Annotated in this window: 8 protein-coding genes and 1 pseudogene; 5 read left to right on the top strand and 4 right to left on the bottom strand. The window is 63.7% G+C overall.

Annotation, left to right across the window (positions count from 1 at the left end; translation table 11 throughout):
* The first annotated feature begins 193 nt into the window (after positions 1-193).
* Positions 194-5,065, top strand: a complete 4,872-nt coding sequence (locus GYA95_RS07190) for an NEL-type E3 ubiquitin ligase domain-containing protein (RefSeq protein WP_332875585.1) — start codon at positions 194-196, stop codon at positions 5,063-5,065.
* 7 nt (positions 5,066-5,072) lie between these two features.
* On the opposite strand, the gene GYA95_RS07185 is transcribed toward GYA95_RS07190, so the two are convergent.
* Positions 5,073-7,589, bottom strand: a complete 2,517-nt coding sequence (locus GYA95_RS07185) for a UvrD-helicase domain-containing protein (protein ID WP_015269961.1) — start codon at positions 7,587-7,589, stop codon at positions 5,073-5,075.
* A 175-nt stretch (positions 7,590-7,764) separates the two neighbouring features.
* Between GYA95_RS07185 and GYA95_RS07180 the strand changes: the two genes are divergently transcribed.
* Entirely contained in the window at positions 7,765-8,463 is a 699-nt protein-coding gene (locus GYA95_RS07180) for a pirin family protein (RefSeq protein WP_013972071.1), read from the top strand.
* Positions 8,464-8,625: 162 nt separating this feature from the next.
* Here the strand turns inward: GYA95_RS07180 and GYA95_RS07175 are convergent, their stop codons facing one another.
* From GYA95_RS07175 to GYA95_RS07165, 3 genes and pseudogenes are all read right to left on the bottom strand, one after another.
* Entirely contained in the window at positions 8,626-9,111 is a 486-nt protein-coding gene (locus GYA95_RS07175; RefSeq protein WP_015269960.1) for an isochorismatase family protein, read from the bottom strand.
* An 88-nt stretch (positions 9,112-9,199) separates the two neighbouring features.
* Positions 9,200-9,421, bottom strand: a pseudogene (locus tag GYA95_RS07170) (LysR family transcriptional regulator); the annotation flags it as partial.
* 197 nt (positions 9,422-9,618) lie between these two features.
* The gene (locus tag GYA95_RS07165) at positions 9,619-20,376 is read right to left on the bottom strand and encodes a peroxidase family protein (protein ID WP_161551361.1); all 10,758 of its coding nucleotides are present in this window, start codon (positions 20,374-20,376) and stop codon (positions 9,619-9,621) included.
* Between the two features lie 548 nt (positions 20,377-20,924).
* Here GYA95_RS07165 and GYA95_RS07160 point away from each other — a divergent pair.
* Genes GYA95_RS07160 through GYA95_RS07150 form a run of 3 tightly spaced genes read left to right on the top strand, consistent with a single transcriptional unit; the run spans position 20,925 to position 25,338 of the window.
* On the top strand, positions 20,925-22,661 hold the full coding sequence (locus tag GYA95_RS07160) for a type I secretion system permease/ATPase (protein ID WP_015269957.1): 1,737 nt from the start codon (positions 20,925-20,927) through the stop codon (positions 22,659-22,661).
* Positions 22,662-22,667: 6 nt separating this feature from the next.
* A complete protein-coding gene (locus GYA95_RS07155) occupies positions 22,668-24,008 on the top strand; it encodes an HlyD family type I secretion periplasmic adaptor subunit (RefSeq protein WP_015269956.1) in 1,341 nt (446 codons plus the stop codon).
* A gap of 1 nt (position 24,009) precedes the next feature.
* On the top strand, positions 24,010-25,338 hold the full coding sequence (locus tag GYA95_RS07150; RefSeq protein WP_015269955.1) for a TolC family outer membrane protein: 1,329 nt from the start codon (positions 24,010-24,012) through the stop codon (positions 25,336-25,338).
* Positions 25,339-25,357: the final 19 nt, after the last annotated feature.

Below are 25,357 nucleotides of genomic sequence, written 5' to 3'. Positions count from 1 at the left end.
CCCACGTGCCGGCGTCATCCACACGACATGCCTACCCCATGCCTTGCTTCACCATCTCCCAACAACCCTGCCCGCGCTGCTCCCCTACCGACGCTCTCGTGCACAGGACCGACCTGTGCATTCAACTAAATACCACCGCATGCCGAGGCGAAACCTGTCGACTGGCCCCTCCATCGACCACGGAGACTTCAGCATGACCAGCACACCCATGCCTTTCCATCAGGCCCAGATTGTCCGTAACCTGCCTGACTGGTGCCGAACGATGCACCCTGACCATACCCGCCGCGTCGTACAGAGCATCCGCAAGGACTACCTCGACGAAAACGGTTCGCCTTACGCCTGGTACACCGCAGCCAGCGATGAAGACAAGGCGCGTTTACGGCAGCTGATCAGCGCCCGCGATGCCGAGTTCAAAGCTCTGCGGGCCTTGCTCGAAGACTTCAGGCAGATCAGCGAATTCTGCAAGCCTTTGCTCGAGAGCCGGTTGGGCCCGGATGTCAAAGCGGACAAGGCCCAGTACCTGCACCAGCCGTTCAAGGTGTACACCACGCTGGTGAATGTCCCCGGCCTCGATTTCTCACTCGGCGGTGACGATACGTACATCAAGCGCCCCGAAGGGCCGCCACAGAAGCGCTCGCTGCTGGAGGCCGCACTGCACAATTTCGAAGGGCCCGACGAAGTGGGCCCGTTCGACACCCTGACCCTTGGCCCGGACGACGACGCCTCACTTCCAGGGCTCGAGCCCGAAGCGTTCGTGAACCTTTGCCGAAGCCTGGACCTCGGCCAGCAGTATCAAGACCACCTGCAGGGCATTTATGAAGGCTCCAGAAAGGCCGCGATCGAACAGCAGTGGATCGATGCAAGCCAGCAGGCACTGAAAACCGAGGCAATGATCGCCTACCTCAAGGGCCTGTTGACGCTCAAAGGCCACAATGCTCTGGTACAGCTATGCGACAACGAAAGCACGCCGCGTTACGGCGAACACAAGCTTCGCTGCTGGCGCTTCAGCCTGTTCGGCATCCCGCTTCATGGCGTACTGCTGATAGGCCCTGATGAAGCCGACCAGACCAACCCCTGCATGCTCTACATTCCCCACGATTCCGAACACCCGGTGAGGGAGTTTGCTTCCTTGCAAAAGGCCGGCTCGCTCATGCGTCAACGCCTGCTGCAAACCACGTTTCGCCAGCACTTGATCAGCTTCGCTGACCAGGACAACCAGATCGAGCTCAGCCGCAAGCTCGAAAATGCCCTGTTCGAGCATGGCACCTCCACGCGCAAACCCAAGGACAAGCCTGAGCTGCACTTCAAGCGAACCCGCCTGGCCTTTCCCATCTGGCAAGTGCTTTACAGGGACCACAAGCGCCGCATCAAGGCGAATGCCAGAACGATCGCAGTACCGACCGCAGATGCCGACGCCAAGGCACGCAAGGAACGGCTGCAGCACTGGCTGGACGCAGGCATGAACGTACTGAACGTGGCCGCCTTCTTCGTGCCTGGGCTGGATGCCGCGATGCTTGGAGTATTTGCCTACGACCTCATGGATTCGGTATTCACCGGGTTCGAAGCCTGGGAAGAAGGCGATACCCAGGAAGCGCTGCAACAACTCGAGTCACTGGCCATCAATGCCGCCGTGATCGCCGGTTTTGCCATCGGCAGCAGCGCGGTCAAGGCATCAGGGTTCGTCGATGCGCTGGAAAGCGTCTGGAAAGGTGGCCGCGAACGGCTTTGGCACCCAGACATGGGCCCTTACAGCACTTCGAGCTCGTTGCCGGTGGGTGTGCAGAAAAATGCCCAAGGGCTCTACATCATCGGAGGCAAAACCCACGTTTGGCTTCAAGGCAAACTGTATGAGGTGTTCGAAACCGACGGACAGTGGCATGTGCGCCACCCGGACGCCCCCGATGCCTACACTCCGGCCTTGCGCTACCTCGGCGACCAGCGCTGGCAGTTGGCCCACGACAACCCGCTCGAATGGGACGATGCGCAGTTGCTCGAGGGGCTGGGCCGGTTCGGCCAGGGGCTGGATGCATCGGAGCAACTTGCCGCATTGCGCATTACCGAAGTCGACGCAGACACCTTGCGTCGCAGCCAGGTCACCGGCTCGCAGCCGCCGGCTCTGCTGGCCGATACCTTGCTGCGCCTGCGACTGGCTGACGACGTGGAGGGCATCATCACCCGAGTACGTCATGGCCAGCCTTTGGCTGCACATATGAACTTCGCGCTGCCGGAACTGGTACAGCTGCCTGGCTGGCCCGCGAACTACAGGCTGAAGGTCTTCACCGGTGCCGAAAAGTGGGGGGACGCAGTCTACTTCGGTGCGGAGCCAAAAGCCGACACGCTGCAGATCGAGATCGGCCGCGAAGAGCTTGACGATGGCGAACTGAGCAAGATTGTCCTGGCGGGGATGGATGAAGATGTCATAGAGCAGCTACTACCCGATACGCCAGTAGAGCAGCGCCCGGGCGCCCTTAACGAGCTATTGGCCAACCGCCTGTCAGCACGTCGTCGCGAAGTCTTCGCGAGCATGCTGGAAAGCCATCGCGCACCGCTTGGCGACGAAGCGCAGACCTTGGGCCGCCAGTTCCCCGGTTTGCCTGACAATGCCCTGGAAGAACTCGTCGCGCATGCCGACAGCACCGAACGCGAACGCCTGAAGAACGGGCGCGTGCCCTTGCGCGTGGCTGAAGAAGCCCGCTACCTGCAAGCTCGTGCCCGCCTCGATCGTGCCTTGACCGGCCTGTACCGAGCAGACCTGGCCAATGCCGACAGCCAACTGCTGCGTGATGCATTGGTAGCCGAACAGCCGCAGGCGAGTGAAGCCGAGCTGTTCGCCAGCGCCCTCGCCGACCGCTCGGGCTGCGCGGTGCTGCTCGGCCAGCAGCCAATCAGGCCTGGTTTTCGCTCACCCATGCGCCTGGCACATGGGCGAATCGGTTACCCGCTCAGTGGCCGAGGAGCAGGCCCTTTCGGCGAAAGCGCCGCGACACGCCGGCTCAAGTCACTTTTCCCCTCACTGAACAGCAACGAGATCAGCGCCTTGAGAGCCGAACTGAGCCAGACCGGTGACCTGGGCACGGCAGTGCGGCAACTGCAGGCAGAGTGGCAAGATCTGAAACGCTATCTGGAAACGTGGTACCTGACCGCACGCAACATCAGCCAGCGCTTCGAGCGACAACAATGCGCCGACCGCCTCAAAGCCGCCTGGCGACGGGAGGGTCCCGGCAACCTGGGCACACTCGTGCTGGAGCGAATGCAGTTAGGCGAGTTGCCAGCGATCACAGCCAGCCTGCCCCACATCCGTGAACTCAAGCTGGACGAGCTGCAACTGCAACGACTGGACAGGGCGTTCCTGTCACGCTTCCCCAACCTGCAAGTGCTGGAAGTGACCAACAACCGTACAATTGACGCGCAAGCACTGTTCGAGGCACTTGAATCGGTGCCCAGGCTGCGCACGCTGGATCTGACCAACAACACCCTTACTACCCTCTCACCCACCGCACAACGTGTGCTGGCGGCGATGCCAGACCTGCGCCAACTGAATTTGCGCCGCAACCAGCTGACACTGGATGAAGCGACATTGACTTTCCTCTGCGGCCGGCCATTGGATGTCCTGAGGCTGGGGCACAATCGCATCACGCTCGATGAAAACCTCTCCACGCGCTTTCAGGACATGATCCATCCGCAGCAACTGGACCTGGACTTCAACCCGCTGCAGCACGCGCCTGATGTACGCTACATGGCGCGGCTGCAGCGCCTGAACCTGTCCAATGCTCAGTTGCAGGCATTTCCTACTGGCCTGACCACGTTGATGAATCAGCCACAGTACCAGTTGCGCTACCTGGACCTCTCATCCAACCGCATTCACCATGTTCCAGACATCGAAGGTATCCTGCGCAGCCCCTATGCGCGGGACGTCGCCGCCCGCTTGCCCGAGCGCCGCTGGCTCTTCAACTACAACGATCTGGAGACCGAGTCGGCCAGGCGCCTGGGAGCCAGCGGCGTCAGTATCTTCGAGCACACGCCCGAAAGACAGGAGTGGCAAGGGTTCTGGCGCAATGTCGCGACAGACCCTCAAAAGCAGCTGTGGTCCGACCTGTTCGACCAGAACGACAATGGCGACCTGCAAGCGGTGTTGGAGCCCCTGACCTACTCGTTGGTAGCGCGAAGGGATCCGGATGGCCTGCGTGCCCGAGTGTGGGCACTGTTGAAGCAGGCCCACGAGGATACAGCGCTGCGCGAGCGGTTGAACGAGGTGGCGCATACCTTCCCACCCACTTGCGGCGATGCCGGCGCAGATGCATTCAGCGCCCTGGAAGTGGAGTTGCTGGCCAGCCAGGCCTCAGGGCGGGCACGGGACACGGCCAAGCCGCTGCTCGACCTTTACCGCAAGCTGTATCGTCGCGAAAAAGTCAACGAACTGGCGGACCGCATCAGCACGCATCGCATCGTGCGCAGGGCGGCGCTAGGTGGAGATGCCGGTCAGTTACCGGACCTTGACGTGCTGGATGTCCCTGCGGCAATCCCTGATGCGGTCCTGGCCAGAGAACGGGTCGACGATATCGAAGTTCGCCTGGCACTGCGCCAGTCCTTGGCCGAAGAGCTCGATTTCCCCGAACCTAGCAGCGGCATGATTTATCGCCATTTCGCCAACATAAACCAGCAAATCGTCGACAACGTCCGCGCTGCTGTGCTCGAACTCGATGCCGATTCCACCACCCGACAGCAGTGGACGAGCAAACAGCCGGTCTGGGCTGACTACCTCAAGCGCCAATATGCCAACCAGTTCGAAGCCATTACCGACTTCTGGCGCCCGGGCCTCGATTACCTGTTCTATTGCCTGGATGAAACTCAGGAGCCGGTCACGCACCTGGACGACGCGATATTACGTGCATTGGCCCCGGAAATGCCTGACCCTGCACTGGACGAAAACGGCACGCTACGTCGGGTTCCTCTCAATGAGCAAGCCTATGTCAGGGCTACGAAAGCCTTGACCGAGGCACAGCAGGAGGTGGAAGCCGGGCTACTGCTGAGCCTTACCCGGCAAGCGGACGTCCTCGATGCCTGAAGGCTGATCAATGACCTCGCAGGTCTTCGAAGAAGGCCTGCCGTCCATCCACCTGGCTCGACGCACGCGGCGCTGCCGCCGCCTCTGCGTTGGCCGCCTCCACATGCCAATAGCAGTGCCTGACCGCGCGGGTTACCGCCACATAGGCCAGGCGCTGCACCTCTTCCTTCTGTGCGGTATCGAACGGCTGGGCATCACCGGCCTTGCCCAACCCGGCCTGGCGATACACCTGGTTCTTGTAGGGCGAGCTGGTCAGGTACTGACAGTCGCCCAGCATGAACACTGCATCGGCCTGCAAGCCTTTGGCACTGTGGTAGGTCAACTGCCGCAGACGGCGCTGCTCGGCCGGCAACGCCGCTTCGGCGTGCAGCACGCCCTGCAGGTGCTCGTTCATCAGCGCCCTGTCGCTGCCCTTGCGGTAAAGCATCATCACCGTCTCGCCACGCTGGTAGTGCTCGATCAGCGTTTCACCCAGGGCTGCCTCGTCACGGTCGAATACCTTGACCGGCGAGCCTGGCAACTCGGCCGCCGGCCCACTGGCCCGGGCTTTCTTGCCGGCTATCGCCGGGGTGCCCTTGACCAGGTGCTCGGCCGCGTCGATCACCTGCTGCTGGCAACGGTAGTTGTCGACCAGCATCACCCGGGTGTTGGCCGGCGACGGGAAGGCCTTGGTGAACTCCATGAAGTACTTGGGCGAACTGCCACGCCAGCCGTAGATCGACTGCCAGTCGTCGCCCACACACAGCAGCGACGAATGCTGCGCATGGCGCCCGATGTGCATCGCCGGGCCGCGACGACGGATCTCGGCGAGGCTGGCCCGCAACCAGCTGACGATCTGCGGCGACACATCCTGGAACTCGTCGATCATCAGGTGCGCCAGCGGCCGCAGCAACGGGTCGGGCAGCAGTTGCAGGTTTTCCGGGTTGTTCTCGCCGAACAAGGCGAACATGCGGTTGTAGCTCATCACCGGCGGCGACTGGTCCAGCAGGTGGGCCTCCAGGGCCTTCCAGTACAGGGCCAGGGCCTCGAAAAACAGCGCATCGCTGTCGCCGGAGGGGAAGCTCATCGCCGCCACGGCAGTGTTCACTTCCAGGCCGAGGTTCTCGATGAAATTCGCCGCGCCGACAAAGGCATCGAGCAGTGGCGCCGGGGCCAGTTCGCCCTTGACCTTGTATTCGAAGCCGGGGCCGGCCACGGCATCACCGGCCAGCGAGGCTGCCAGGCGCCGGGCCATGGCGTAGTTGTCGAGCCAGATCAGCGGCTGGTCGCAGAAGGCCTGCAACAGGGTGCGCTTGACCGCCCACTCGGCACGCACCGCCAGCTTGGCGCCGGGGCGCTGGTACTGCGCGCTTTCCGCAGGGTCGAAGCCCAGCACGAGCAAAGGCCCCTGGCCGGCCAGACGACCATGCACATGGAAGCGGCTGCCACGGATCTCGATGGTCTCGCGGCAGGGTTCGATGCCCTTGATCGGCCAGGCGCCGGCGGCGAACCACAGGTCTTCGATCACATCGCACAGTTCTTCGTCGCGCTGGGCGGCCAGCTGGGTTACCTGGGCGCGCTTCTGCACATCGGGGTTGTTCGGGTCCAGCGGCTTCAGCTGCAGGGCTTCGCTGCGCAACAGGCCGACCAGCTCGGCAAAGCGCTGGCTCTCGCCCAGCAGCGTGCTGTAGCACTGGTTCAGCTGCTGGCGCTGGGCATCGTTCAGGCGCAGGTCGAACGGGTTGCTCTCGGCCTCGGCTTCACGCCCGGCCGGCATCTCGTTGCCCAGCGTTTCGAACGCGCGCACCTGGCCAAAGCCCGGCAGGCTGCGCACCAGCGGCAGGATGCGCGAATGGAACGTGCGCACAAGCTCGCGGGCCTGTGGCGGTTGCAGGTTGATCTGCCACAGGGCGAAAACCTGCAGCAGGCGCTTGATGAAGTCCTTGCGCGACTCACGGGTGAAGGTGACCACGGTCATCGCATCGAGCTCGTAGCCCAGGTAGTGGCGCAACAGCAGGATGCGCAGCACCAGCGAGGTGGACTTGCCCGCCCCGGCCCCTGCCACCACGCAGGTGGACGGTGTGTCACTGAAAATCAGCTTCCATTGCGCGGCACTGGGTTGCGCCTCGGCGGGCAGACGCTGGGCGACATCGGCCTTGAAACGCTTTTTCAGCTCGGCAGTCAGCGGCAGGCGCCAGTCATCGAACAGGTTGTCATCCCGGCCCGGTACGGCGGCGGTGTCTGGCCGGGTGTCGCGGATCACCAGCACCTGGCGCCCGGCCTCGTAACCTTCCACCCGCCCGCGTTCGAACCCTTCACGCACGCCATCGGCATGGCCACTGCGCTGGCCGCTGGCGTGGCCGAGGAACCAGGAGTCGCGGTGCTGGGCCTGCAGGCGGGTCAGGCCACGCCCCAGCAGGCGGGCCGCCAGGCGGCGAAACCAAGGCAGTTGTGCAGGAGGGGTAAGGTCGGCGGGGGCCTGGGGTTGCTCGTGGGCCACGGTCACTCCGTTGAAAAACAAAATCAGCGGGCATGTTCGCCGCATCGACAAAAAATCGCCAGCGAATGCTTGCAGATCAGTGGATTAGGCGATGAAGCGAATAAAACACTCGATCGCATTAAATCAATTTTACTGATTGTTTTAAGCCGATATTTACGCTTATTTTCGATGCTTCTTTGACGCATCATGGCCTCATTCCACTGATTCAAGGAGCACGACCATGCTGCAACTGCGACCGTTCGAAAGCCTCGGCCACGCCAACCACGGCTGGCTCGACGCCCACCACCATTTCTCGTTTGCCGAGTACTACGACCCGGCGCGCATGCACTGGGGCAACCTGCGGGTGTGGAACGACGACCTGATCGCTGCCGGCAGCGGCTTCCCGCCGCACCCGCACCGCGACATGGAAATCATCACCTATGTGCGTGAAGGCGCGATCAGCCATCAGGACAGCCTGGGTAACAAAGGCCGTACCGAAGCCGGTGACGTACAGGTGATGAGCGCCGGTACCGGCATCGTGCATAGCGAGTACAACCTGGAAGACGTCGACACGCGTATTTTCCAGATCTGGATCGTGCCGGAGCGCACCGGCGAAGCACCGCAATGGGGTACCCGGCCGTTCCCCAAAGGTGAGCGTGGCGAAGGCTTCGTGACCCTGGCCAGCGGCCGTGCGGGCGATGAGGACAGCCTGCAGATCCGCACCGATGCGCGGCTGGTGGCTGCCACCCTGCGGGCCGGTGAAACTGCCGAGTACCGCTTCGATACCGCTCGCCGGGGTTACCTGGTGCCGGCCAAGGGGCTGGTGGAGGTCAACGGGCTGCGTGCCAAGGCGCGCGATGGCGTGGCGATCGAGCAGGAGGAGGTGCTGCGGGTGACCGCCATCGAGGACAGCGAGATCGTGCTGGTGGATGTGGCCTGAGGCTTTCGTCTTGCGACGCGATCTCTGGAGCGGCCTTGTGTCGCGATCGGGCTGCGCAGCAGCCCCTCGATTTCAGCTGCGCTGCACATATTGCCGGGTCCGCCTTGCGGCCCTTTCGCGACACAAGGCCGCTCCTACAATTTAGGCCTTTTGGCTACGGTTCTAGCCTAGCGCAGCCACTTCGGCGAGCACCTCGGCCGAGGTGGTGACCTGGCGGAAGTGATGCTTCCACAGGTCGGTGCCCAGCTTGCCCGACCTGTCCAGCGAAGACCCTACAGTCATGTCCGTGACCAGGGTGGGCATCAGCCCCGCATCGAACAGGGCAAAACCGGCGGCCAGCACGCAAGTTTCGGTCTGCAGCCCACATACCAGCACCCTCTCCACGCCCAGTTGCCGGATGTACTCGATGGCCTCGGCGCTCTGCCCGTAGCCATGCTTGACGAACACCTGGTCGGCCTCGACCAGGCTCTCGTCCTCCGCCGCCGGGTGCCAGCCAAGCTGGCGCTCGAACGGCGTGACCTGTTCGTCGTGCAACTCGACCGAGGCGACGGTGGGGATGTTGGCCGACAACCGGCGCAGGCCATCGACCAGCCACTCGGGCGGGCTGAAGGTGGACTGGACATCGACAATGAGCAAAACCTGGCGCATGGGCGGATTCCGGGCATGGGCAAAGGCGCGGAGTATAACGCGATCGCCTGTGGGAAAGGCTTCAATGCCACGCTGCCAGGTTGTCCCCCTGGTAATCGCCAAGCACTTCCACCAGGCGCCCGCTGCGCAGGTGATCGGCCAGGTTCCACCCGGCCCGCAACAGGATACCCTGCCCGTCCAGCGCCCAGTTCAGGGCGACCTCGCCATCATTGGTGCTGAGGCTGCCATGCACCTTCACCGACTCGCTCTGCTTGCCGCGGCTCAGCCGCCAGATACCGAACGCGGCGTCATTCTGGCGTAACACGATGCAGGTTGCTCCCACAGGTTCACCACAGGGCTGAGTATTGTGGGGTATCTGTGAGTTATCTGTTGCCTGAACCAACCTCATCGCGGGCAAGCCCGCTCCTACAGGGGTATCACCAAGCCTGAGGGCAGTGATATCCCTGTAGGAGCGGGCTTGCCCGAGAATGGGCCGCAGAGCGGCCCTTGCTGCGTTCTCCCAGGCCCTCAACCTGCCAGGTTGAAGTCCGCTACGGTCACCGTGGTTGCATCCGCCACCCCCACCAGGCGGATGGAGTCGGTAGCACCGATGCTGACCAGCGTGTCATTGCCGACATCGGCGATGGTGACGTTGGCGGCAAAGGTGGCAGCGGTAATGTTGAGGGCAGAGATATCCAGCCGGTCCTGGCCACCCTGCGGGACTGCGTCGAAGTTGATGATCAGGTCATTGCCGAAGCCTGCACTGAACAGGAAGACATCATTGCCATCGGTGGCCATCATCGTGTCGTTGCCGGCACCGCCCTCGACGGTATCGTTACCCGCCCCACCGTTGAGGAAGTCATTGCCGGCACCGCCCTGCAAGGTGTCATTGCCAACGTCACCAAACAGCGTGTCGTTGCCATCGCCACCCTGCAGCACATCGACGCCGTTGCCGCCGTCAAGGTTGTCATCGCCGGCACCACCCTGCAGGTTATCGTTGCCGGCGTCCCCGAACAGCGAGTCGTTACCGGCGCCGCCGTCGAGGGTGTCGTTGCCAGCGCCACCGTTCAGGGTGTCGCTGCCCAGGCCACCGAGCAACTGGTCGTTGCCGCCATCGCCGTTGAGGGTGTCGTTACCTGCCGCGCCGGTAATGATGTTGGCCAGGCCATTGCCGGTACCGGTGAAGTTGCCCGCCCCGATATAGGTCAGGTTCTCGACGTTGGCACCCAGCGTGTAGCTGGCCGCCGTGGCACGCACGGTATCCGTACCGGCAGCCGTAGCCTCGACTACCACATCCCCGGCGTTGTCCACCACATAGGTGTCGTTGCCCAGGCCACCGACCAGGCGGTCGATACCGGCACCGCCATTGAGCAGGTCGTTACCAGCGCCACCGGTGATGGTGTTGGCCAGCGTGTTGCCGGTACCCGTGAAGTTGCCTGCCCCGGTAAAGGTCAGGTTTTCGACGTTGGCACCCAGGGTGTAGCTGGCAAGGGTGGTCTGCACCAGGTCGACACCGCCGTTCAGCGCCTCGCTAACGGTATCGCCGAGGTTGTCGACCACGAAGGTGTCGTTGCCTGCACCGCCAACCATGGCATCCGCACCAAGCCCGCCGTTGAGGGTATCGTTGCCGGCACCGCCGTCGAGGCTGTCGGGGTCGTTACCCCCATTGAGGATGTCGTTACCATCACCGCCGAACAGTTGGTCGGCGCCGCCGAGGCCGTTGAGCACATCGTTGCCGCCCAGCCCCGAGAGCGTGTCGTTGCCCGCGCCACCGGTCAGGGTGTTGGCCCCGGCAGTACCGACCAGCACCACGCCTGGCGGCGGCACCACCGCCGCAGTCGCTGCCGAGGTCAGCGATTCCAGGGTGCCGAAGGCGTCGGTGTAGCTCACGACCACCCGCAACTGCCGGTTACCCTGTTCGAAGCCCGGAGTGAAGGTTGCAGCAGTGGCACCCGCGATGTTGCTGAAGGTGCCGCCAATGTTCTGCTGCCACTGGAAGCTGAACGCGCCCAGCCCATCCAGGTCGGCGATACTGCCGGTGAGGGCGGTCAGCGTCTGGCCCTGGTCTGGCGTGGTGTCGCTGATCAGCACGGCACCGGTGGGCGCATCGTTGACGTTGGCCACCGGGTCGAGGATGTCGGAGGCGATGCTTTCCTGTACACCGAAGTCATCCACGTAGCTGACCACCACCCGCATGTTCTGCCCCACCTGGTTCTGGGTAAGGAGGAAGGTGCTGTTGATGGCGCCAGCAATGTCGACCCAGCCGGTACCCCGGTTGGACTGCCACTGGAAGGTGAACCGCGGGTTGCTCAGGCCGTCGGCATCGACAATGGTTGCCGGGTTGGCGGTGAGCGTCTGGTTCTGCACCAGCAGCCCGGTCACGGTAGGCCCGGCGGTCGGCGCGTTGTTCGGCGCCGAATCGACGATTTCCAGCGTGCCCTTGGTGTCCTGGTACACCGCGCGTACGCGGATGTTCAGCCCCGCCACATGGTCCGTGACCCGGTAGGTGGTACCGACAGCTCGCGAAACCTCGCCGGCAGCAACGAAGGTGATGTCTTCATAGACCCCCGAACCTGGCAGGGTCTCTACTTGCCAGTAGTACGCCACCGGGCCGGTGATCGCACCGGTCAGGTTGGTTGCGCTGACATTGTCCGCGTCATGTACCGCCAGCGGGGTAACCCGCAGCAGCTGGCCGCTTACCGGTGTGTCGTCACGCACGCCGGTGGCAGCGTCAAGGATCACCAGGCTGCCGGTGGGGCCGGCGTTGACGGCGGTACCCACACCGGAAGCTTGCGAGCTATCCGAGAACTGCAGGCGCTCGATGCCGGTCAGGCGGTCGACACCATCACGCCCGGCCACCGAGTCGGTGACGATCACCGAGTTGCCATCGACTACCACGCTGTAGTCGCTGGCCACCCCGGAGTACACCGCCGTGTCGTAGCTTTCGGTGCCGTTGAGGATTTCGCGAACGATCACCAGCTGGCCCGGGTTGTAGGTGCCTTTGAGCATCAGCGGCACCATCGGCTCCATGCTGTCGAAGCTGGCGATTTCCGGGCCGGTGCCGTCGCTGTTGGCGCGCACGCTGATGCGCACGTTCAGCCACTTGTCACCGTCGAGGATGTCGTCGCCACCGCGGCCTTCGATCAGGTCGCTACCACTGCCACCGAGGATGATGTTGCCACCATCGTAGAACGTTGCACCGGCGGCCAGCAGGCTGGACAGGCCGTTGATCAGGCTGATGTTGGTCAGTACGCTGCCGTTGGCGCCATTGGTCGGCAAGGTGGCAGAGGTTTCGCTGTCACCACGCAGGAAGTCACCATGAGCCGACCCCGACAGGCCTTCCATGATGTCGAAACGCACCAGCGCAGACGCGCCCGAGCCCGGTACCGGCGGCACATTGAAGAAGCGGTCGCTGAAGTCGACAGTCACGCCCTGGGCCAGCCCCTTGAAGGTCGCCCAGTCGTAGCCGGAGCCACCGATGTAGCGGTCACCGAAGCCCAGGCTGCCGACCATGATGTCGTCACCGCCTTCACCGTTGAACTTGTCGTTCTCGTTGCCACCGATGAACACGTCGTTGCCGATGATCGGGTCGTTGCCGAGCGGGTCGAAGTTGTCGCCAGGCGCACCGTCCGAGGTGCCCTTCTCGATCCAGTCGTCACCTTCGTTGCCCATGTCCTGCTCGTTGGCCTTGCTGCCCAGGATGAAGTCGTTGCCCTGGCCGCCAATGGCTTCGGAGGCGTCCTCACCGGTGACGATGAAGTCGTTGCCGAAACCGCCGATGATCAGGTTGACGCCATTACCGCCGTGCAGCACATCGTTGCCGTCGCCGCCCTGGATGTTGTCGTCACCACCCATGTCGCTGATGATGTCGTCGCCGGCACCACCACGCAGTTGGTCGTTGCCGTCGCCACCCTCGATGCGGTCGTTGCCGCCATCGCCCCAGACAGTGTCGTCACCCTCGCTGGAAACCAGGATGTCGTCACCGTTGGTGCCACCCAGCACGATGTGCTGGTCACCGGCGTAGCGGATGTAGTTGGTGTCCGGGCCTACTGTCAGCGGGCTGTCGCGGAACACCACCTGCTCGCCGTTTTCGCCCACTGGGTCGGCATTGCCCAGCCCTTCGTTGAACTGCTTGCTCTGGTCCACTTCCAGGTAGAAGCCAACGTCGGAGAACACCAGGCCCGGCAAGTGGGTGGCCGAAGTGTTGGCCATGATCAGCTTGGCGAACGAGTTGCTTTCCAGCTCGGCGTTCATCGACAGGCCGGCGGTGCGCTCCAGGTAGTAGAAACGGTCGCCGTCCTGCAGTTTCTCCATCTGGTTTTCGAACACGAAGTTGAACGTGCTGCCCAGCATGCCGCCGAACGGGGTTTTCGCCTCCGCCAGGCCACCGATCCACAGGTCGATAGCATCGACACCGGTCACGGTCACTGCCCGCAGGTCATCGACGGTGCCGAGCACGCCATCCTTGCCAGGCAGGGTGACGTTGGCGTAGGCGCCGGTGCTGTTGAGGAACTCCAGGCGATCGGCTGGCGCGCCGTCGCCGCCGAACACCAGGGCCATGGCCGCCGCGCGTTTCTCCAGCAACGTGGTGGCCCCGGTGATGGTGCTGTGGGTGCCGTAGGCGGCGATGAAGTTGATCAACGACTCCGGATGCTTCAGGTGCTGCACCAGGTCGACCCAGCTGGTGTAGGGCTTGAGCTGGGTATCGCCGGTTTGCGCGTAGATGTCGCGGCGCACGGCGTTCAGCGAAGGGATACCGACGTCGCGGCCCCGAGCGATGTTGATCGCCGGCAGGTCCAGCGGCAGGCCGAGCAGGTTGTTGCGCAGCGCCTCGGTGACGAACTCATCGATTTCGTTACCGGCCTGGCGGGTTACCCCGCGCACGATGGCGCTGGTGGCATCCTCGGGGGTGACGCCACTGGCGGCATACGCCAGCGGGTTGAGGAACGCCGCGATCAGGCCCAGTTGCTGGTCGGGGTTGGCGCTGGCCGGGTCGCTGATGACGGTGAAGTCGACGTCGAAGCGGTCGACGGTTTCGGTCAGCATCGAGTGGCCAAAGCGGTACACGGTGTGGGCGAATTCGGCCACGATCGACGCATCGAGGTCGACGTCATACACCTGGGTCGGGGCGAAGAACAAGTCTACCCGCGGCTGCACGGTACGGGCGAACTCCTCGAACACCAGGTGCTGGTACTGCATCTCGGTACCGAACTTGGCGGCCTGGAACAGCCGCTCGCCATTCCACACCAGTGCGTCGATCTCGGCCTGGTTAGCCGGCAGCGCGCTCAACGGGTTGAGCAGCCACTCGTTGATGAAGGCCAGGTCACCCGAGTCGAGCACGGTGTCCATGGTCTGCGCCACCAGCCGGTTGTGCTCGGAGTGGAAGATCGCATGCACGGCGGTCAGGCCGATGTTCTCGTTGACCCTGCCGTCGCCGGCGATGTAGTGAGCATCAAGCAGCTCGTTGTCGTAGGCCAGGTTGGCGCCGGTCTGCGGGTTCACCGGCACGGCGTTGCCGACATCGGTATCTGCATCAGGCACCAGCGCGCCATTGCTGAACACCGGCACGGCATTGTGGGCGATGTCGGCAAGGAACTGGTGACCGGTGCGCACGGCGTTGGTCAGGTCGATCGGCGCCAGCGGGTTGCTCTCGACCTGCTGGTCGTCGGCCGTGCCGGCAATGCCGTCGGCGCCTTTCATGATCACCATCGGGAAGCCGTTGGGCCCCTTGATGAAGTTGCCGTAGGCATCGGTCGCCAGCAGCGGCACGTTGTCTACGTCTGCATCGGTCAGGTTTATGCCCAGTACGTCACGAGCCTGGGCCTTGACCACCTTCCATGTCGCCATGCCGCCGATTTCGGTGTCGTCCGCGGTGCCGTATTTGCCATCTGCCCCCAGGTCACGGTTGGTGATCAGGCGGCCGGTGGCGACGGGGGCACCGTCGACCGTCACATAGGCGCGCAGGAACACCTGGTGTGAGGGGTGCGAGCTGTAGGTCTGGTTCTGGTCCACGAACGGCGAGGTGGTATTGGTGTGCTCGTGGATATCGTCGGCCGTGCCAAGCACGCCGTCCGGCCCAGGCTGGTTGGTCGCACGTGTCACCACCATGAAGTTGGTGAAACCGCCCTCCACGTACAGCGGGTCATCCGGTTGCAGCGGGATGTAGATGGTGCCCGAGCCCCCCTTGGTGACCAGGTCCAGGCCATGGTCGAAGAACTGCCCGAAGAAGGTCATCCAGGCGTTGAACGGCGCGGACAGGCCGGCATCGGCGGCGGTGTTCTCGAACAGGTAAACGTCGTGATCGTCGTCGGTGCCGAACTGGCCGTCCAGGCCCGGGCTGGCGACGATGCGCACGCCGTCCTTGAGCACGTCGTCATTGCCCTCGACGCCGAAGTTGAGCACGCCGTCCGCACCCGGATCATACGCGGTGGCATAGGCCGCCGGGTTGTTGGAGGTCTGGTCGACGATCAGGTTACTGATGGTGCGCGGCTGCGAGTCGAATACCGGGCCACTGGTCTGCTGGTACGACGAGCCCGGAATGGCCGGCGAGCCAGGGCCAAAGAAGCCGGCCGGTGCACCTTCGGCCGGGTTGAACACCGGGTCGGTCACGCGCGGGAAGACGTTGTCGGCCGCACCGAACTCGGTGTTGTTGATGCCGTTGAGGTTCATCAGGTTGTTGTTCGAACCATCCACCGCCCGCAGGCCGAGTGGCGCACGAATGTTGGGCAGCAGCGAGAGGATGTCTGCCCCATTGGCGTCGGCCTCGGCGATCTTGATCTGCTCGAGGATGAAGTTGAGGTCGGAGCGCACCATGTGCAGCCCGGCACCACCTGCCGTGGCATCCACCACCGGCGTGGCTGGCGTCGGTACCACAGGCGCGCCCGGTTGCACCACGGTGGTGGGCTGGGAGAACAGCACTTCGGTGGTGCCATGGGCGTCCTGGTAGATCGCCTTGACCCGCAACGACAACCCGGCCAGGTCCGGCGACACCTTGAACGTGGTGCCGTCGGCGCTCTGGAACGCCAGGTCGCCTGCCGGCAGCAGGATGATGTCTTCGAACACACCACTGCCCGGGGTGGCCTCGAACTGCCAGTAGTACGACACCGAACGGTCGGCGAGCGTGCCAAGCGGGTTGCCGGCGCTGATGTTGTCGGCATCCCGCACGCCGGCCACGTTTACCGTAAGGAGGTCGCCCACGGTAATCGCGCCGCCGTTGTTATCAGTAACGGCCGGGCTGCCGACAGGCTGCGCATTCAGCCCTTCCACCAGCACCCGCTGGCTGTCGGCGAACTGCAGGCGCTCGATGTGCAGCAGGGTATCGACGCCATCGCGGCCGGCCACGTTGTCGGTCACCGTCCAGACATCATCGGAAGTGTCCAGCGTACCTTTGGTGTTCTGCGTCACCGTGTACTCGCTCTGCAACCCCGAGAACACCGCCGTGTCGAAGGCTGCGCCACCGGTCGAGGTGCCGGGCAGGATTTCCCGCACGGCCTTCAACTGGCCAGGGTTGTAGGTGCGGTCGAGCATGAACGGAATCATGTCGACCATGCTGTCGAAGCTGGCGATTTCAGGGCCGGTGTGGTTGACATCTCCCGGCGCGTACACGGCGATGCGCACGTTGAGCCACTTGTCGCCGTCGATCAGGTCATCACCGCCACGGCCTTCGATCAGGTCGCTGCCGTTGCCGCCGAGCATGATGTTACCGGTGGCAAAGCCGGTGGTCGGCAATCCGGCATCGGCCAGGAACTGCTGCAGGCCACGGATCAGCGCCACGTTGGTCAGCGCACTACCGGTAGCACCACCATGGTTGAGGATGGTCACGGCATCGACATTATCGCCCTTGAGCACATCGGCGAAGTTCGAACCGGACACGCCCTCGACCTCGGCGAAGCGGTCGAGGATTGAGGCCGGCGAGGCGCCGACCGGGTTGAAAATACCGGTGTTCTGGTTCGGTGCGTTGCCATGAGGCTGAGCCAGGGCGGCCAGGGTCAGGTCGACGGTGACGCCGACCTGGTCATTCTTGTTGGTAATCCAGTCGAAACCGGACATGCCATCCATCTTGTCCTGGGCATCGCTGCCGACAAAGATGTCATCGCCACCCTCGCCGATCATTTCGTCGAAGCCGCCACCACCGACGAAGATGTCGTTGCCGACCACTTCGTCACCCAGCAGCGGCGCAAAGTTGTCGCCGGGCGCACCGTCCTGGGTGCCCTTCTCGATCCAGTCGTCACCCTCGTTGCCGGTCGGTGGCAGGTTGGTCTTGGCGCCGAGAATAAAGTCGTCGCCCTGGCCGCCGAAGGTGGTGCTGATGTCTTCGGTGGTGATGATGAAGTCCTGGCCGTTGCCGCCCAGGATCAGGTTGCCGCCCACCAGCATGCTGCCGGCGACGATCACATCGTTGCCGTCGTTGCCTTCCAGGCGGTTGTCGCCGAACGAGTCGGTGATGATGTCGTCACCGGCACCGCCCAGCACCGCATCGTTGCCCGCACCGCCTTCCAGGGTGTCGTTGCCGGCGTCGCCGTAGAGGGTATCGTCGCCCTCACTGGAAATGATGATGTCGTTGCCGGAGGTACCGCCCAGTACCACGTGGTCTTCGCCGGTGTAATGCAGGAAGTTTGTGTCGGTGCCCACGGTATCGGGGTTGTCGCGAATCACCAGCGGCACCACTTCGACACCGTTAATCATGATGCCGCCCGTCGGGTCGGCCCGGCCGTCGGCGCCCAGGCCGGTGAACTGCTTGGTCTGGTCCACTTCCAGGGTGAAAGTGGGCGTGAGGAACACGGTGTTGGACAGGTGGGTGACATCGGAGTTGAGCATGATCAGCTTGGCGAAGGAGTTGTTCTCCAGTTCGGTGCCGAAGTTCATGCCCGCCGTACGCGACAGGTAGTAGAACCGATCGCCGTTCTGCAGGGCTTCCAGCTGGGTTTCGAAGACGAAGTTGAAGCTGGAGCCGAGCATGCCGCCGAATGGCATTTTTTTCTCGGCCAGGCCGCCGACCCAGAAGTCGATGGCATCGACACCGGTCACGGTCACCCCGGTGATGTCATCGGCGGTGCCAGCGATGCCGTCGGCACCGGCCAGTGTCACGTTGGCATAGGCGCCGGTGCCGTTGAGGAAGTCCAGGCGGTCCGCTGGCGCGCCGTCACCGCCAAGCACCAGCGCCACGGCTGCGGCGCGCTTGGCCGCTTCGGTGTCAGCCCCGGTGATGGTGGCGTGGGTACCGTAGGCGGCGATGAAGTTGATCAGCGACGCCGGGTGCTTGAGGTGGTCGGCAAAGTCGGCCCAGCTGATGTAGGGCTTGAGCTGGCTGTCGCCAGTCATGGCGTAGAACTCGCGGCGCGCCTCGTTCAGGGTGGGGATGCCGGTGTCACGGCCACGCGCGATGTTCAGCGCAGGCAGGTCCAGCGGCAGGCCGAGCAGGTTGTTGCGCAGCGCTTCGGTGACGAACTCGTCGATTTCGTTGCCCAACTGGCGGGTGACACCGCGGATGATCGCACCGGCCGCTTCATCGGCAGTGGCGCCACTGCCGGCGAATGCCAGCGGGTTGAGGAAGGCAGCGATCAGGCCCAGCTGCGGGTCGTCATTCACCGTGGCGAACGTCGGGTCGTAGCGGTCGACGGTTTCGGTCAGCATCGAGTGGCCGAAGCGGTAAACCACGTGGGCGAACTCGGCGAGGATGGCCGGGTCGATCGAGGTGTCATAGCCGTTGGGGGCGAGAAACTCGTCGATCTGCGGCTGAATGGTGCGGGCGAACTCCTCGAACACCAGGTGCTGGTACTGCATTTCGGTGCCGAATTTGGCAGCCTGGAACAGCCGCTCGCCGTCCCATACCAGCGCGGCGATTTCGGCGGGCGTGGTGGGGATGGCAGCGACATCATCGATCAGCCACTGGTTGAGAAACGCCAGGTCACCGGCGGCCAGCAGGGTGTCCTTGGTCTGCTGCACCAGGCGGTTGTGCTCGGAGTGGAACACATGGTGCACGGCGGTAAGGCCGATGTTCTCGTTCACCCGGCCGTCGCCGGCGATGTAGTGGGCGTCGAGCAGTTCGTTGTCATAGGTCAGGTTGTTGCCGCCAGGCCCGGTTGGCTGCGCGTTGCCGACGGCAATATCGGCGTCGGCCTGCAGCACACCGTTCACGATCACCGGCGCGGCGTTGTGGGCGATGTCGTCAAGGAAGCCATGCCCGGTGCTCACGGCATTGGCCAGGCTGATCGGCGCGTCGCGGTTGCCTTCGACCAGCGTGGTGACGTCGTCGGCGGTACCGGCAATGCCGTCGGCGCCATTGTTCACGCGCATCACCACCTGTGGCATGCCGTTGGGCCCACGCAGGAAGTTGCCGTAGGGGTCGGTGGCCAGCAGTGGCACGCTGTGCACATCGGCGTCGGTCAGGTTTATGCCCAGCAGGTCGCGGGCCTGGGCCTTGACCACTGCCCAGGTGGCCATGCCACCGCTTTCACCATTGCCATCGTCGGCGGTGCCGAAGCGGCCATCGGCGCCCAGGTCACGGTTGGTGATCAACCGCCCGGTGGCTACCGGGTCGCCTGCGGCATTGAGCGTGTATTCACGCAGGAACACCTGGTGCGAGGGGTGCGAGCTGTAGGTCTGGCTCTGGTCGACGAACGGCGAGGTAGTGTTGGTCTGGCCATCGTCGGCAGTACCCACCACACCATCGGCGCCTGCAGTACGCACGGCGCGCGGCAGCACCATGAAGTTGGTCGGGCTGCCTTCGACGTACAGCGGGTCGTCCGGCTGCAGCGGGATGAACACGACGTCGGTGCTGCTCTTGGTGACCAGGTCCAGGCCGTGGTCGAAGAACTGGCCGAAGAAGGTCATCCAGGCGTTGAAGCCGGCGGTCAGGCCGACGTCGGGCGACACGTTGGGGATGAAGAACACCTCCGTGTCGTCAGCGGTGCCGAATACCCCGTCGATGCCGGGGCTGATCACCGGGGCGGCGCCGCCATTGGCTTCGACCGCTGCCGGGTTGTTCGCCGTCTGGTCGACGATCAGGTTGCTGATGGTGCGGGGTTGCGAGTCGATGACCGTGCCGGTGCCGGCATAGTCGCCGGTGAAGGATGGGCTGAGCAGGCGCAGGAACGAATTGTCGGCGGCGCCGAACTCGCTCTGCCCGGTCACCAGGTTGTTGTAGCTGCCGTCTACGGTACGCAGGCCGAACGGCACCTGGCTGTTGGGCAGCAGGTCGATCAGGCTGGCGCCATCGGCATGCGCTTCGGCGATGAAGATCTGCTGAAGGATGAACTCCAGGTCCGACTTGCTGAAATCTGCCATTTCAATTGCCCTCGATCTGTCGGGAGATGACTCAGGGGCAACAGGGTCCTTCCCGCGCCCAGTCAGTGTGACGTGCGCAGTTTCTGATTCTGGGTTCTGGGGCAGTTGGGCACTACGGTGCTGCGTTATCGCCACTGGCCTCATCGCCGGCAAGCCGGCTCCCACAGGAACGGCGGGAACCTTGTAAATGGTGCGATACAGGTTGGCACCGCACACACATCGACCCCAGCTCGCACAGGGTCCGAATACATCAGACTAAAGTCGCAGAAGAAAACCTTGTCAATATCCCGTCAAAAAATTCGTTCAGCATCGATAATGCGACTCAACTTACTGTTTTTCTGAGACTTATGAAAAGTTCAACGATTTTATAGAGCGAAAAGATATTACCGAGTGTTTCACTGCAACCTACGCTCCAGCATGTGGGAGCAACGCAGCGTTTTGGACCATTCGCCCTCAGAGCGACCCGCCTGCGAGCCGACCAGAAGCCACAACTACCGCTGTACGGGCCGCCGCAAGGGCTTCCCGTTTGTGATAAAGGGAGGCCCCCGATGCACAAGCCACCACGCACTCGTTCCGAGTTGGCCGACGTGCTGTTCCGCCTGCGCCGCAGCTTTTTTGCCCTGGCCGCCTTCAGCGGTGTCATTAACGTCATGATGTTGACGCCAGCTATTTATATGTTGCAGGTGTACGACCGCGCCCTGGTCAGCCGCAACGTCACCACCCTGACCATGCTCACCTTGCTGGTGATCGGCTTGTTCATGCTGATGTCGGCCCTGGAGATGGTCCGCACCCGCGTACTGATCCGGGTCGGCAACTTCCTCGACATGGATCTGAACCGACGCATCTTCAGCGCTGCCTTCGAACGCAACCTGAGCCGCGCCGGCGGTAACCCGGCCCAGGCCCTGCAGGACCTGGCCCAGGTACGGCAATTTCTCACCGGCAACGGCCTGTTCGCCTTCTTCGATGCCCCGTGGACGCCGATCTACCTGCTGGTCTGCTACCTGATCCACCCACTGCTGGGGCTGGTGACGTTGATCGGTTCGCTGATCCTGGTGGGCCTGGCCTACCTCACCGAGAAGGCCACGCAAAAACCCTTGGCCGAAGCCAACCAGGCAGCCCTGTCGTCGGCCAGCTACGCCAACAACAACCTGCGCAATGCCGAAGTGATCGAAGCCATGGGCATGCTGCCGGCGATCGGCAAGCGCTGGTTTCAGGGCCATTTGCGCATCCTGCAGATGCAGACCCTGGCCTCCGACCGCGCGGCGATCATCAGTAGCACCGGGCGCTTCGTGCGCATTACCTTGCAATCGGTGATCCTCGGCGCCGGCGCACTGCTGGCGATCGAAGGCAAGATCACCCCCGGCATGATGATCGCCTGCTCGATCCTCACCGGCCGCGCCCTGGCCCCGGTAGAACAGGTGATCGCCGCGTGGAAGCAACTGCAAGGCAGCCGCTCCGCCTGGGGCCGGCTCAACGATCTGCTGCACGACTACCCGCAGCGGCCACCAAGCATGTCGCTGCAACGGCCAATGGGCATGCTGGCCGTGGAAAACGTGGTTGCCGGTGCTCCCGGCACCAGCAACAGCATCGTGCGCGGGGTCAGCTTCAGCCTGGTCCCGGGTGAAAGCCTGGGCATCATCGGCCCGTCGGCTTCGGGCAAATCCACCCTCGCCCGCCTGCTGGTAGGCGTGTGGCCGACCCAGGCCGGCAAGGTGCGCCTGGACGGCGCCGACATCTTCACCTGGAACAAGGCCGAACTCGGCCCGTGGCTCGGCTATCTGCCGCAGGACGTGGAGTTGTTCGAGGGCACCATCGCCGAAAACATCGCACGCTTTGCCGAAGTGGACAGCGAAGCGGTGATCCGCGCTGCCCGCAGCAGCGGTGTGCACGACATGATCCTGCGCTTCCCGCAGGGCTACGACACCCGTCTGGCAGCCGACGGCAGCCCGCTCTCCGGTGGCCAGAAGCAACGCATCGCACTGGCCCGCGCGCTGTATGGCGAGCCGAACCTGGTGGTGCTGGACGAGCCCAACGCCAACCTCGATGACGTTGGCGAAAAGGCGTTGGTCGATGCGTTGGCCGAACTCAAGGCGCGCGGGGCCACGGTAATCCTGATTTCCCACCGGCCCAATGTGCTGTGCGCGGTCGACAAGGTGCTGATGCTGCGTGACGGTGCCGTGCACATGCTCGGCAGCCGTGACGAAGTGTTCGCGGCGCTGCGCAAGGCCAGCGTGATCCCGACGGCGACCGCTGCGCCGCTGGCGTCGGTAAAAGTACGGGAGTGACCGATCATGCAGATGACCCAACACACCGAGTTGATTCCCGCCGAGGCTCGCAACGAGATCGACCTGGACATTCATCGGCCGGCACGCTGGGGCGTGTGGCTGGTCGTCGCCGGCTTTGGCGGTTTCCTGCTGTGGTCGGGCCTGGCGCCGCTGGATGCCGGTGTGGTCGCCACCGGTACCGTCAAGGTCAGCAGCAACCGCAAGGCCGTGCAGCACCTGACCGGCGGCACGGTCGAGGCGATCCTGGTGCGTGAAGGCGATGTTGTGAAGAAAGGCCAGGAGGTGGTACGCCTGGACGCCCTGCGCGCGGTGGCCGAACAGGGTGCGGTCAGTGCCCAGTACATCGTCAGCAAGACCGTGGAGAACCGCCTGGAAGCCGAGCGCGATGGCCGCGACCAGGTCACCTTCGACCCTGCCCTGCTCAAGCACTACGGCGGCGACCCGCGCCTGCTGGCAGCCATGGACCTGCAACAGCGCCTGCTGGACACCCGCCGCGCGGGCCTGGCTGGCGAACTGAGCATCCTCGAGGAAAACCTGGCTGCCACGGCGGTGCAGCTCAAGGGCCTGCAGCAGGTGTACGGCGCCCGCGCCTCGCAGATCGGCTTCCTCAACCAGGAACTGCAAGGCACACGCGTGCTCGCCGCCGAAGGCTATGTACCACGCAACCGCCTGCTGGAGCTGGAGCGCAACAATGCCGACCTGTCCGCCGGCCAGGCCGAAAACCTCAACAACATTGCCCGGGCGCGCAGCCAGGCCACCGAGATCAAGCTGCGCATCCTGCAACGCCAGCACGACTACCTCAAGGAAGTGGAATCGCAGCTGACCGATACCGCCAAGGAGAACACCACCCTGGCCGATCGCCTGCGCGCGCTGGACTACGAAGTGACCCATACGGTGATCCGCTCGCCGATCGACGGCATGGTCCAGGCCCTGAGCATCGCCACGGTCGGCGGCATCATCCAGCCAGGGGCCAAGATCATGGAGGTGGTACCGCTGGACCAGCCGTTGCAGGTGGACGCGATGATCCCGGTGCAGGCCATCGACAAGATGGTGCCGGGCTTGAACGTGGACCTGGCCTTCCCGGCCTTCAACCATGCGAAGACGCCGAATATCCCGGGGCGGGTCAAGACCATCTCCGCCGACCGCCTGATGGACGAAGAAAGCAAGCAGCCGTACTACCTGGCCCAGGTGGAAGTGACGCAGGACGGCATGGCCCTGCTGGGCAGCAACCATATCCGCCCCGGGATGCCGGCCACCGTCACCATCAAGACCGGCGAGCGCAACCTGCTCAGCTACCTGCTCAAGCCGATGCTCGAACGCGTGGACGCCTCGTTCAAGGAGCAATGACATGAATCGCCCGTGCCTGATGTTGTGCCTGTTGGGGTTGTCCGTACAGGCCAGTGCCATGGACCTGAAGCAAGCCTGGGACCTGCTGCAGTACCAGGGCCCGATCTACCGCGCCGCGGTGCACGAGAAAGAAGCCGGCAGCGAGAACCGCGCCATCGGCCAGGCCGGCCTGCTGCCGCAGATCAACGCTGTGGGTTACTTCAACAAGGTCAATGGCAGCCAGCGTCAGAGTGGCCGGGACAACGACCTGGACTATGACTCCAAGGGTGCCAACGTGCGGTTGCGCCAACCGCTGTTCAACAAGCAGAAGATGGCCGAATACCATCAGGGCCAGCAACGTGCCGACTACAGCGTGGCGGTGTTCGATGCCAAGACCCAGGACGCTGCGGTGCGCCTGGCCGATGCCTACTTCGACGTGCTGCTGGCCAGCGAAACCATCACCCTGGCCAAGGCCAAGCTGAATGCTTTCGAAGAGCAGCTGGCGTCGGCAAAGCGGCGCATGGAGCTGGGCGCCGGCACCATCACCGACATCGACGAGTCGATAGCCCGTCGCGACCTGGCCGAGGCCGACCTGATCGAGGCCCAGGACAACCTGGTCAACGCCCGCCGCAAGCTGGAGGAATACATTGGTGAAACGCCGGAGTCGCTGACCACCTTGCAGCCGGGCTTCAACACACCGCCGCTGATGCCGGGCAACCTGCAGGACTGGCTGGTCAAGGCCCAGGCCGACAGCCCGTTGATCCATGCGCGCCGGCACAACTACGAGCTGGCCGAAGAAGAAGTGAAACGCGCCCGCGCCGGGCACTGGCCGACCCTGGATTTCGTGGCGGGCTATACCGCCGGCAGCAGCCAGTCGATCTCCGAACTGAACCAGCGCAACCACTACAGCTCGATCGGGCTGGAGCTGAACATTCCACTATACAGCGGCGGCAGCACCAGCGCCCTCACCCGCCAGGCCAGTGCCAACAGTTCCAAGGCACTGGATGAACTGGATGCCACGCGCCAGGAAGTGATCTCCGACACCACCCGCGAGTACCGCGGCGTACAGAGTGGCGCCTTGCGCATCCAGGCGCTGGAAAAGGCCGTGGCATCCAACGAACGCTCGCTGCTTTCGGCCCGCAAGGGCTTCAGGGAGGGCGGCACCAGCACCAACTCGGATGTGCTCAATGCCGAGGAATTGCTTTTTGACGCCCGGCATGACCTGTTCGAGGCGAAGCTGAACTACCTGATGTCGCGGCTGCGCCTGGCATCGTCGGTGGGCAGCCTGGGAGATGACGATATCCAGCAGATCAACGATTACCTCGGGCCGGAACTGATAGTAAGCAACTGACTATCGGCGGCCCGCTCCC

The organism is Pseudomonas asiatica, assembly GCF_009932335.1.
GTDB lineage: Bacteria > Pseudomonadota > Gammaproteobacteria > Pseudomonadales > Pseudomonadaceae > Aquipseudomonas > Aquipseudomonas asiatica.
The sequence above is the reverse complement of the archived record's forward strand: the minus strand, read 5'-3'. Positions and strand labels throughout refer to the sequence as shown.